We start from the raw sequence: 12,436 nt of genomic DNA, 5'->3' as shown, positions 1-12,436 counted from the left end.
AACCTTTGTCACTTATAGCCTTTGCCAATCTCCCTAATGGGGGTAGTAGTTAACGAAAAAAAGATTAAATTGACTCATTATTAACATTCTCTACAAGACTTATCCTTTACCTTAGAAGGTGAACAGGTGTGTTTTTTGCTATGCCTGCATGTCTTTGGTGAGTGTACTTAGCAAGGCATTAATTTAATGATGCCGTTTTTCCTTCAGGCCAGTTTTGTGAAACGAAAATCCGGTAAACTAAAGCTGGCAAGGTAGGGAATAGTTTTTTTTTGAAAAACGGTTAAGTAAATTATCGGAGTGGTAGAACGAATGTACAATCAAGGTGCTGTTGAGGGTGCTGCCAACACAGAATTAGGTAGCCGCGTCTTTGTGTATGAAGTGGTGGGTTTGCGTCAGGGCGAAGAAACCGATCAAACTAACTACCCAATTCGTAAAAGTGGCAGTGTGTTCATCAGAGTGCCTTATAACCGCATGAATCAAGAAATGCGACGTATCACTCGTCTAGGCGGCACAATTGTTAGCATCCAGCCCGTAACTGCTCTAGAGCAAGTTAATGGTAAAGCCTCATTTGGGAATGTTAACAGCGAAGTCAGCGAGTTAGCTACATCTGGGGAAACTGCTAACAGTGAAGGGAATGGTAAAGCCACACCTGTAAATGCTCATAGTGAAGACGAAGACTTCGCTAAACCACCAGCTGAAGAACAGCTCAAGAACAAGGACAAGAAAGGCAACACCATGACTCAAGCGAAAGCCAAAAAAGACCAAGGTGACGTTCCTGTAAACACTTACCGTCCCAATGCTCCGTTTATTGGCAAGGTAATATCTAATGAACCGCTAGTCAAAGAAGGTGGTATTGGTATTGTTCAACACCTCAAATTTGACATTTCCGCCGGGGATTTGAAGTATATAGAAGGTCAAAGTATTGGGATTATTCCACCAGGATTAGACAAGAACGGCAAGCCGGAAAAACTTAGACTATATTCCATTGCCTCAACTCGTCATGGCGATGATATCGATGATAAAACGGTATCACTGTGCGTCCGCCAGCTGGAGTACAAGCACCCGGAAACTGGCGAAACAGTCTACGGTGTTTGCTCTACACACCTGTGTTTCCTCGAACCAGGGGCAGACATAAAAATTACCGGGCCTGTGGGTAAGGAAATGTTGTTACCCAATGATCCTGATGCTAATGTCATCATGTTGGCAACCGGAACAGGTATTGCCCCCATGCGGGCTTATCTGTGGCGCCAGTTTAAAGATGCGGAAAAAGCAGCTAACCCAGAATACGAATTTAAAGGATTCTCTTGGCTAATATTTGGCGTGCCGACAACTCCAAACCTCTTATATAAGGAAGAACTGGAAGAAATTCAACAAAAATATCCTAATAACTTCCGCCTCACTGGCGCCATCAGCCGCGAACAGAAAAATCCCCAAGGCGGTAGAATGTACATCCAAGACCGGGTAGCGGAACATGCTGATGAATTGTGGCAGTTGATTAAAAATGAAAAAACTCACACCTACATCTGCGGTTTGCGCGGTATGGAAGAAGGTATTGATGCAGCCTTAACAACTGCTGCTGCTAAGGAAGGCGTAACTTGGAGTGATTACCAGAAGGAACTTAAGAAAGCTCATCGCTGGCACGTAGAAACGTATTAAGTTAGTTATTAGTCATTGGTCATTAGTCATTAGTCATTAGTTTTAGACAAAGGGCTACGGGCGAAAGACAAATGACAAAGGAAGCAGGATAATCAGTAGGTAGGGCAAATGCTCTACCTACAATTGTTATTGGTGAAATTGGGTGCAAAAATTGTGGGTGTGAAACTAGGAATACTGGGATTAGGCACTGTGGGAACGGGAACAGTGCAATTGTTGCAAGATATAACTGGGCGTCACCCATTGTTGCAAGAGATCGAAATCTATCGGGTGGGAGTCCGATCGCTAGATAAACCCCGTGCAGTAGAATTGTCTACGGAAGTCTTAACTACAGATTTAGAAGCGATTGTCAACGATCCGGCGGTAGATATAGTTGTGGAAGTGATGGGTGGATTGGAGCCAGCGCGATCGCTCATCCTCAAAGCTTTAAGTAATGGTAAGCACGTCGTCACCGCCAATAAAGCAGCGATCGCCCGCTTTGGGGCAGAAATTTTCACAACTGCCAATCAAGCAGGTGTATACGTCATGCTAGAAGCCTCTGTGGGTGGTGGTATTCCCGTGATTCAACCCCTGAAGCAGTCTTTAAGTGTTAACCGCATTCACACTATAACTGGCATCGTGAATGGTACAACGAACTACATCCTGACGCGGATGCAAACAGAAGGTAGCAACTTCAGCGATGTTTTAGCTGATGCCCAGCGCCTCGGTTATGCTGAGGCTGACCCTACAGCCGATATCGATGGCTTAGACGCAGGCGATAAAATTGCCATCCTGGCATCATTAGGCTTTGGTGGACGCATCAACCTACAAGATGTATATACTGAGGGCATTCGGCAAGTTAGCAAAACAGATATTGCCTACGCCGAAAAATTAGGATTTGTGATTAAATTGTTAGCGATCGCTAAACGTAATCCTCCCTCATCCCCCCTCTCCGTTAGAGTTCATCCTACCTTAGTGCCTCAAGCTCATCCTTTGGCTAGCATCAACGGCGTTTACAATGCCATTCTTGTCGAAGGAGAACCTATCGGGCAAGTAATGTTTTTTGGCCCCGGTGCTGGTGCTGGTGCAACCGCCAGTGCTGTCACATCAGATATTTTGAATTTAGTTGCTGTCCTCAAAACCAATACAGTAGTTGCAAATCCATTATTAGCTTGTGGGCATCAGGAATACTGCCAAATTGCGCCGATGGCAGAACTCATAACTCGGTTTTACGCCCGTTTCCTTACCAATGATCAACCTGGAGTTATCGGTAAATTGGGTACTTGCTTTGGTAACTATGGCGTTAGCTTAGAGTCAATTGTTCAAACTGGCTTTCAAGGGGAACTAGCAGAGATTGTGGTTGTTACCCATGATGTACGGGAAGGTAATTTTCGGCAAGCTTTGGCAGAAATTCGGAATTTGTCAGCGATCGAAAGCATTCCTAGCTTACTGCGTGTACTTTGAGATTACTCTTTTAGCGATCGCTTTGCGCCAGGTGTTCCCGCAGACTAGAATACTTAGTTTTTTTCAGATTTCCCTTTACGCTTGCGCTTGGTAGACTAAATAACAAACAAACCTCACGAAGAACGCGAGGGTAGCCCTATGACTGCAACTAATCCCGCTACTAGCACCGCACTCCCAGATCATACTCAACTTCCAGAGTCTGACGGCATCTTTGTGTTCGCGGAGCGTGCCGGAGGCAAAAACTTCCAGGAACATCCCCAAAGCATTCTACTAACGGAGTCGATTAAACCAGTATTGCAAAAACGTTATCCTGACGGGCAATATTGCATAGGTCAAGACAGTGGTATTTATTGGCGGATTACTGACCCACCAGAACGAGGTGCAGAAGCTCCCGATTGGTTCTATGTACCGAATGTGCCACCTACACTGAATGGGCAAATGCGCCGCTCTTATGTACTTTGGCAAGAACACATTGCTCCATTGATTGTATTGGAATTTGTCTCTGGAAACGGTGCAGAGGAACGAGATAAAACCCCTTGGACGGGTAAATTTTGGATTTATGAGCAGGTGATTCATCCGGCTTTTTACGGCATTTATAGAAGTGAATAAAGCCAGTGTGGAAGTGTATCACATTATTGAAGGACAATATCAACTGTTAGCAGCAAATGAACGGGGACATTATACTATTGCCCCTTTGGGACTTGAGTTAGGCATTTGGACAGGAGTTTATCAGAATGCGGAATTACCCTGGTTGCGCTGGTGGGATTTGCAAGGTAATTTGTTGTTGAGTGGTGAGGAAAGAGCGGAACACCAAAGCCAAAGAGCGGAATTAGAAAGCCAAAGAGCCGATCGCTTAACTGCCCAATTGCGATCGCTCGGCATTGAACCAGAAGCCTAGCTGTTGAGAAAGTCTTGGCAGCCTTAGCCTAATGGCAAGCTAAACTAAAAACAACCCTTACTCCTGCAAAGGTAGTCTTATGACCTCTGCAACCGACCCATCCACCGCCCTCACTCCTTTCCCCGACCATACGCAGCTACCTGAGTCTGACGGCACATTTGTGAAAAATTGGCAAGAGCATCCCCAAAGCATTTTACTGACTGACTCCATTACACCCGTCCTCAAACAATTACATCCTGATGGTCAATATTGTATAGGTCAGGACTTAGGTATTTACTGGCGCTTGACAGAACCCCTAGAAAAAGGTGCAGAAGCACCAGATTGGTTTTATGTCGCAAATGTACCACCCCTGCTCGATGGACAAACGCGGAGGTCTTATGTACTGTGGCGAGAGTATATTGCCCCTTTGATTGCCTTGGAATTTGTCTCTGGGGATGGTAGTGATGAGCGAGACAAAACCCCTTGGAAGGGTAAATTTTGGATTTATGAGCAGGTGATTCATCCGGCTTTTTATGGCATTTATGAAGTAAATAAAGCCAGTGTAGAAGTTTATGAATTAATTGGTGGAAAATATCAGTTATTAACAGCAAATGAGCGCGGACATTATCCGATTACCGCCTTGGGAGTTGAGTTAGGCTTATGGCAGGGAGAATATCAGAATGCCCAATTACCCTGGTTGCGTTGGTGGGATTTGCAGGGTAATTTGTTATTGACTGGTGAGGAAAGAGCTGAACAGGAATCTCAACGGGCTGAAGAGGAATCTCAACGGGCTGAAGAGGAATCCCAACGGGCTGAACAGGAAAGACAAAGAGCCGATCGCTTGAGTGCCCAATTGCGATCGCTTGGCGTTGAACCAGAAGCTTAATATTTTGGAATGGGGTTAAAGGTGCGATCGCTAATTCTCTCATCAACTCTAACTTTCCTTATTTAGCTTAAATATTATCTCTCCAGAGTAATAGAAGAGTGTTAAAGCAGTTGGTGTACTCCGGCTGCTTTGGTTTTTATGACTGACTATAGGATGCTGGGGATGCTATCGCTGAATACATCATGGCGGCATCTCTAGGTGCAAAAAACATCTCCGAAAAAATAGAGGCTTCAAAAAGCTTGCCATATAAGCTTTATAAGATTTATTCTCCCAGCGATTGTGCTTCTAACTAGTTTTCGCTAACCTCAGTACATAAGTTAAGAGGTAATCATATGACAGACCAGAAATTCAATTGCGTCTCGATTCAAAAAAAATGCATAGAACTTAATCCACTTCTGTACAAAGCAATTCAGATAATACAGGCTCCCTTCCTTCCAGTTAAAAGAAACCACCAATTCCTAACTCAAGGGCAAAATCTATTATTAGCAGGCCTTGACTACGATTGGCACATAATAGCTTACTGGATAATATGCCTACAAACAGACCAGCTAAATCCAAAAAAATCACCTTACAACCTTCAAGATTTTCAAGATCGTAAAACATATGGGCAAGTTTTAAATGCTCAACTTAACTTGTGCGCTGGTGTGCAAAAATTCAAATCTATCAATAAAATCTATCCATCACATTATGAAAGGTGGATAGGTTGTATGCAGGAAATTAGGAGATGGCGAGTTAATTCAATTATTGAATGTCCAACTATATCAGGAGAACAGCCAATATTAAAAACTCAGCAAATTCAAGGCATAAGAACATTTATAAAAGAGTTAAGAGAAAATAGCAAAGTTATGCTTCCATATCGAGAAGATACACAACATAATTACAACCTATTAAATACAGCTATAAAACTTGCTAATTCAGAAGATAGTTCTGCCGAAAGGGAATGTTTTAGACAGGAATATTGGAATCCATTCCTTGATGCTTACAGTATTTATGCTACAGATATTTACAACAATTCAAAATTAAAATCAGTGTTTCCTTGGAAAGATAGTTTAGGACATCAAGGTATAGGAAGATTTGCACCAAGAATAATACGATATGAAGAAAAACTTGAACAAAAAATGAATCGGCAATTATCTAAAGGCGGAATTATTAAAGTAGAAAATGTATTGCTTGACAATGAAAACAAAGAGGGTATTCAAAGAGGTCAAGTGATGCTACTTGTCAATAAAGCAGGACAAATTTGCGAATTTTATGATAATAAAAGGTATGCTATTGATGGAGAAAATGAGTTTAAAGATGATAATGGTAAGCCTTCTGGCAAACGCATTTATATACAGCTTAAATCAGGTTATTCCTACTTATCATTACGTCAAGACGGAAAACTTTCAGCTTTTATCAAAAAACGAGAACACCTTGAATATTGGAAACAACAACTTTATCCTGTATACCTAATAGTCCGTGATGGTAAGGGAAAAATTTATTGGAAAAATGTTACAGAATACCTTACAAAACACCCTAATAAAAAGACACATACTATTCTCTTCTCTGATGAAGATGAAATGACGCTTGAAGCAATACAAACTGTGAGATTGATTAGACTTTATTAATCTTATTTGCTTAGTAGTTTCTAGAATCAACTGACGACTGCTAAATGGAAGTCGAGGATAGGCTTTTACAGCAGATAGCCTCCGATCAAGCTTCTCTTTGCCTCTACACTTGCTAAACTAATTTAAAATATCGAATAAAAGCAGCAAAAAACGACCACGAAATTATGGCTCAAATCTTAGTTGAAGATTTAGACCCCATTATTCTAGAAAAGCTAGAAACTCTTGCCAAACAACACGGTAGGTCTTTACAAGAAGAATTAAAACATATCCTCCAACAAGCCGCAGAAACAGCGACACATTACCACACTAGCGGCGACTTTGGCTACGTTGGTGGGATTCGCAAGGTAATTTGTTGTTGACTGGTATAGCAAATATAACCCGATAGAACGTTGCTTTGGTTGGTTAGAACAGCATTGGAATGGTAGTTTACTTGACACCGTTGAGACCGTACTGAATTTCGCCCAAACTCTCACATTCAAGGGGAAAAATCCGGTTGTCACATTGGTAGAAAAAGTTTACTCCACAGGAGTTAGACTCACAACTTCAGCTATGGAAGAAATTGAAACACGGATTAACCGCCTCCCCAATCTCAAAAAATGGTTTGTGGAAATTTTTGCTAAACCAGCATAGGTATTGGATCATCTTTTTTGTGGAGTTCTCCAAGATGGGCAATGGCATCCAGGCTTAGGTGTAGTGAAGCGTGAAGAGTCCATATCCAAGCAGCCAGAACCGAATTGAAGAATAAAGCGCGTTTTTCACAATCCAAAATCTAAAATCCAAAATCCAAAATCCTATTGCCCAAAGCCCCCTTTTTCAGTGGATTGGGGATTTTCTGTTGCGGGTGCGTAAATCCTAAGAGAAAATTTTTTTCTGAAAGTACTTTACAAAACGCAATAAATTATTTAAGATGTGTAACAGGTAGTTAAACCTACCTAAATTCATTCACAAATAATCGCATTTATAAAACAATGACAACAACCTTACAACGTCGCGAAAGCGCCAACGTATGGGATCGATTCTGCGAGTGGATCACCAGCACCAACAACCGTATCTACATCGGTTGGTTCGGCGTAGTAATGATCCCCACCTTGCTAGCAGCCACCGCCTGCTTCGTAATCGCCTTCATCGCCGCACCTCCAGTAGACATCGATGGTATCCGTGAACCCGTTGCAGGTTCCTTAATTTACGGAAACAACATCATCTCTGGTGCAGTAGTACCTTCCTCCAACGCTATCGGCTTGCACTTCTACCCAATTTGGGAAGCAGCTTCTCTAGATGAGTGGTTGTACAACGGCGGTCCTTACCAATTGGTAATATTCCACTTCCTGATTGGCATATTCTGCTACATGGGTCGTGAATGGGAACTATCCTACCGCTTAGGAATGCGTCCTTGGATTGCGATCGCATATTCAGCTCCGGTTGCAGCAGCGAGTGCAGTATTCTTGGTATACCCCATCGGACAAGGTTCATTCTCTGATGGTATGCCTTTGGGTATCTCTGGAACATTCAACTTCATGATCGTGTTCCAAGCAGAACACAACATCTTAATGCACCCCTTCCACCAATTAGGTGTAGCAGGTGTATTCGGTGGAAGTTTGTTCTCTGCAATGCACGGTTCTCTTGTAACTTCTTCCTTAGTTCGTGAAACCACCGAAACCGAGTCCCTTAACTACGGTTACAAGTTCGGTCAAGAAGAAGAAACCTACAACATCGTTGCAGCCCACGGCTACTTCGGTCGTCTAATCTTCCAATACGCTTCTTTCAACAACAGCCGCAGCTTGCACTTCTTGTTAGCAGCATGGCCTGTAATCGGTATCTGGTTCACCGCCTTGGGTGTAAGCACAATGGCGTTCAACTTGAACGGTTTCAACTTCAACCAATCAATCATTGATTCTGAAGGTCGTGTGATTGCGACTTGGGCAGATGTCATCAACCGGGCTAACTTGGGTATGGAAGTGATGCACGAGCGCAATGCTCACAACTTCCCCCTAGATTTGGCTGCTGGTGATTTTGCTCCTGTAGCTCTAACCGCTCCTGCTATCAACGGTTAATTCTGAAGTTTAGCTAAATAATAAAGCGCTCTCCCGAAAGGGGGGCGCTTTTTAGCCCACATTACGCACTTCAAATAGTAGTATGAGTAAACTACATCTGAAGAAAATCAAAAATTATAATTTTGACACTTAAGTAAGCATCAAGAAAAATAAATTATCTAGGAAAAATGCCCAGCTTCGATTTTTTGGAAGCTAGTTATACAAGAATATTTAATTTCAATTTTCTGCAATTATTAAAATAGCACTATTAAGATGCCTACACTAGCCATATACTTGGTATAGCTTTGAGAGCGCGATTAACTTTGCTGCTGCCACTTGGGCAATCGCACCCGACAATTGCGTAAGTCCACTATCCGTAAAAATGCCCAATAAAGCGAGAAAACTTTTCCGTGAAGAAGCCTTAGAAGGCTTGAATTCTCCAGAAGAGCTTGACCGACTGATGCAGGTAATAAGCCACCAAGCCTGGATGCCCTTGGTTTCTATGGGCTTTTTGGTATTTGTAGCTGCCACATGGAGTGTAGTCGGGCGAATTCCCCTCACTGTCACAGGCTCTGGCGTGTTGATCCGACCTCGTAATGTGGTGCAATTTCAAGCACTTGGTGGTGGTCAATTGTTAACCTTAAACATCAAGCCAGGAGATACCGTTAGGCAAGGTCAAGTACTCGCTACCATAGATCAATCTAATATTAAACAACAACTACAACAAGAAAACGCAAAATTCATCCAACTGCAAGAGCAGAACCAAGACACAGATAGACTGCAAAAGCAGCAGATAGCGCTACAACAAAGAACCCTTGAGCAGCAGCAAAAAGACCTTTCAGAAAGCCTGGGTCGAGAGTCAGTAGCACCGACGTTGCACTCCGAAACTATAACAGCGTTAGAGCAAAAACGACAAAGCCTTGAGCAAAGCTTGTCAAGAGAACAAGTCTCCCCAGTGTTGTACAAACAAACTCTTGCCGCACTAGCAGAAAAACGCAAAAGTCTCTTAGAGCGCTCATCAAAAATTAGCTCATTACTACAAACCTTGCAACAACGAGTTTCAACTCGCCGAAGTCTATTTCAACAAAAAGTGATTAGTCAGGATGTGGTGCTACAATCCCAGCAGGACTTGCTGAACCAAGAGACGCAACTTGGGGATATTCAAACACAACTCAAAGACCTTGATGTTCAAAAAACGTCGAGCCAACGGGAATATCTACAAAACCTAAATAGAATTGATGATATCAAAAACAACATTCAAGAAATTAAAGTTCAAAAAACCAATGCAGACCAAGAATACCTGCAAAATCTGAATAAAATTGACGATATTAAAACCAAAATAAAAGATATCGAAGCCCAAAAAACCAAACTAGTTCAACAAGATTTAGAAAAGTCAATAGGCAAATTAAATCAAATTCAGGAAGTTAGAAGCAAGATTGCTCAGTTAAAACTGCAATTAACTCAGTCTGGACTAATTATCAGCAAATATGATGGTCGCATCTTGTCAGTTGGTGTCCTTCCCGGTCAAATTGTCAACGCTGGTACCCGCATTGGGACTATTGAAGCGGAAGACACCAACACCAAACTGTCCAGTCTTGTTTACTTTGCTGATAAGGATGGCAAGCTTCTAAAACCAGGTATGAGTGTACAGGTAACACCCAGCGTTGTCAAGCGTGATCGCTTTGGTGGAATTGTTGGGGTAGTAACCAAAGTTTCTCCCTTTCCCGTGACAACTCAAGATATTACAGCGCAAGTTGGCAACGAAGACCTCGCTCGTAGCCTTGCCAATAGTAACGCAGCTCGCGTGCAAGTTGAGATCCAACTACAAGAAGACCCAAATACCACCAGTGGTTACAAATGGTCTTTTTCCAAAGGTCCTGCACTAAAAATTTCATCAGGTACGACTACGCAGGTGCGGGTAAAAGTTGGAGAAGTGGCACCTATCTCTTACATTATTCCTATATTTCGCTCTTGGACTGGCATATATTAATAGAATATGCCTTTTGCCTTCATTAAAAGTATTATACGCCGACCTAAAACGAGTCGCGTCCGTACCCCCACGCTGCTGCAAATCGAAGCAACCGAATGCGGCGCTGCTGCTCTGGGAATTATTTTAGGCTATTACTCACGCATTGTCCCCTTGGCAGAATTGCGGCGCGAGTGTGGTGTCTCACGAGATGGTAGCAACGCCTTTCATATCGTCAAAGCAGCCCGGAACTATGGCTTAAACGCCAAAGGTTTGAAACTGTTTCTAGAAAGCCTCAAAACCCTGCCTCCCCCCTACATTGTCTTTTGGAATTTCAACCACTTTCTCGTGGTCGAAGGGTTCGCCAAAAACCATGTCTACTTCAACGACCCGGACACAGGACGCCGGACAGTTTCTATTGAAGAGTTTGACCGTGCTTACACTGGTGTCGTTTTAATGATGCAACCAGGAGAGGAATTTCAAGCTGGGGGTCAAAAAAGTAACATGATTACTGCCTTAGCCTCACGCTTGCAACACTCACGCACCACTATCGTATTCTGCTTCTTAGTAGGGCTGTTACTGACATCTCCTCGGTTAGCGGTGCCAGGTTTTACTCAGGTATTTGTCGATGAAATTCTCATTACTAAGCGACAAGACTGGATACGACCGCTGGTAATAGGAATGGTTCTCACTGGTGTACTACGGGCACTACTTGCCAGACTACGACTTACCTACCTGCGCTTACTGATGCTGAAGTTGTCGGTTACGCTGTCGGGGCAGTTTCTTTGGCATATTCTCCGCTTACCAGTTGGGTTTTACGCTCAACGCTTCGCAAGTGAAATCAGTAGCCGGGTGTCACTCAACGATAAAGTAGCAGATATACTCTCAGGTCGCCTTGCCACCACGTTTATCGACGCGGTGATGATGGTCTTTTACTTTCTAATTATGCTCCAATACGACCTTTTACTGACAGGTATAGCTGTTGGTTTTGCAGCGATCAACTTTTTTGCCCTCCAATGGCTATCGCGGACTCGTGTGGATGCCAATATGAAGCTGGCGGCTGAATATGGTAAAGTCAATGGAGTGGCGATCGCCGGCATTCAAACGATAGAAACAATCAAAGCTTCTGGGCTTGAGTCCGACTCATTTGCTAAATTCGCCGGGTACTATGCCAAAGCACTCAACGCCCAACAGGAATTAGCTTTACAGACTCAAATTCTCACAATAATACCTACCTTAGTTGAGCGTGCGGTAGTGTAAAAACAACTCACTTCCAACTTGACGAGTTTCGACGAGTTGCAGATGAGGAGCAGCATTGGGAAGAAAACCCTCTCCCTCTACTGGGGTAGGGGCGTCCTTTCCTCCATAAATGACGGGCCAAATTGTCAACCACCAATCGTCAATTCGCCCAGCCTTTACTAGAGCAGCTGTTAAAGAGCCGCCTCCCAAAGCCACGACCTTGTGAATACCCCGCTCTGCCATCAAGCTGTAGGCCCGATCCCAGTCCAGGTCTGTATCTCCCAAATCAATTAATTCAGCCAGTTTTTGCAAGGTTGTTGCATCAGAATTGCGCTCCAAACCAGTCCGTGTGGTAAATATCCATCGCTCAATGTCCTGGCTTAAAAAAGGCAAGTCCAGCAAGAGGTCAAGGGAACCTGAGACAACGCAGGTAATGGGCTGAGGAGACTGACCCCGAACGCTACGTGCTGCCAACAGTTCAGGATTGCGAATTGTAAAGGTTCCCCCCTCAGCCCGGATCGTCCCTGCTCCTACCAGGACTAGATCAGCAAGAGAGACTTGATATTCCAAGTGTGCTTGATCAGCTGCATCGGATTCACGAGGCGCTTTCGGATCTACGGCGCTAATTTTTCCATCGGCCGTCATGGCAAGAACCACAGTTGTTTGAATAGCTGACATGATTACGTTTTGACGATTCTTTATAATTTTACCTTTTTGAATTCTTTGCCATTAATA

The 12,436-nt window shown here is 43.4% G+C and carries 9 protein-coding genes and 2 pseudogenes; 10 read left to right on the top strand and 1 reads right to left on the bottom strand.

Annotated elements, in window-relative coordinates; all coding sequences use genetic code 11:
- The first annotated feature begins 309 nt into the window (after window positions 1-309).
- The 10 genes and pseudogenes from petH to V7K36_RS02895 all read left to right on the top strand — a co-directional run bounded on the left by petH (window position 310) and on the right by V7K36_RS02895 (window position 11,722).
- Window positions 310-1,656 carry a ferredoxin--NADP reductase gene (petH, locus tag V7K36_RS02940; RefSeq protein ID WP_335113239.1) on the top strand — a complete coding sequence of 449 codons (1,347 nt, stop codon included), beginning with the start codon at window positions 310-312 and terminating at the stop codon, window positions 1,654-1,656.
- Window positions 1,657-1,809: 153 nt separating this feature from the next.
- A complete protein-coding gene (locus V7K36_RS02935) occupies window positions 1,810-3,096 on the top strand; it encodes a homoserine dehydrogenase (protein WP_335113237.1) in 1,287 nt (428 codons plus the stop codon).
- A gap of 138 nt (window positions 3,097-3,234) precedes the next feature.
- Window positions 3,235-3,994, top strand: a pseudogene (locus V7K36_RS02930) (Uma2 family endonuclease).
- Between the two features lie 79 nt (window positions 3,995-4,073).
- Window positions 4,074-4,859: a Uma2 family endonuclease gene (locus V7K36_RS02925; RefSeq protein WP_335113054.1), complete on the top strand. Its 786-nt coding sequence runs from the start codon at window positions 4,074-4,076 to the stop codon at window positions 4,857-4,859.
- Window positions 4,860-5,191: 332 nt separating this feature from the next.
- The gene (locus V7K36_RS02920; RefSeq protein WP_335113052.1) at window positions 5,192-6,466 is read left to right on the top strand and encodes a DUF4365 domain-containing protein; all 1,275 of its coding nucleotides are present in this window, start codon (window positions 5,192-5,194) and stop codon (window positions 6,464-6,466) included.
- 164 nt (window positions 6,467-6,630) lie between these two features.
- Window positions 6,631-6,825, top strand: coding sequence for a FitA-like ribbon-helix-helix domain-containing protein (locus tag V7K36_RS02915; RefSeq protein WP_335113050.1), 195 nt, complete (start codon window positions 6,631-6,633; stop codon window positions 6,823-6,825).
- Window position 6,826: 1 nt separating this feature from the next.
- Window positions 6,827-7,096, top strand: a pseudogene (locus V7K36_RS02910) (ISAzo13-like element transposase-related protein); the annotation flags it as partial.
- Window positions 7,097-7,434: 338 nt separating this feature from the next.
- Window positions 7,435-8,517, top strand: coding sequence for a photosystem II q(b) protein (gene psbA, locus V7K36_RS02905; protein WP_335113048.1), 1,083 nt, complete (start codon window positions 7,435-7,437; stop codon window positions 8,515-8,517).
- Between the two features lie 361 nt (window positions 8,518-8,878).
- Window positions 8,879-10,486, top strand: a complete 1,608-nt coding sequence (locus V7K36_RS02900) for an NHLP bacteriocin system secretion protein (protein WP_335113046.1) — start codon at window positions 8,879-8,881, stop codon at window positions 10,484-10,486.
- A 6-nt stretch (window positions 10,487-10,492) separates the two neighbouring features.
- Window positions 10,493-11,722 carry a cysteine peptidase family C39 domain-containing protein gene (locus V7K36_RS02895; protein WP_442948426.1) on the top strand — a complete coding sequence of 410 codons (1,230 nt, stop codon included), beginning with the start codon at window positions 10,493-10,495 and terminating at the stop codon, window positions 11,720-11,722.
- Here V7K36_RS02895 and V7K36_RS02890 read toward each other — a convergent pair.
- Entirely contained in the window at window positions 11,699-12,379 is a 681-nt protein-coding gene (locus V7K36_RS02890; protein ID WP_335113044.1) for a RibD family protein, read from the bottom strand. The genes V7K36_RS02895 and V7K36_RS02890 overlap by 24 nt on opposite strands.
- Window positions 12,380-12,436 lie beyond the last annotated feature (57 nt).

It is taken from the genome of Nostoc sp. (assembly GCF_036919555.1).
Lineage (GTDB): Bacteria > Cyanobacteriota > Cyanobacteriia > Cyanobacteriales > Nostocaceae > Nostoc.
This window is presented reverse-complemented; position numbering and strand designations above follow the sequence as displayed.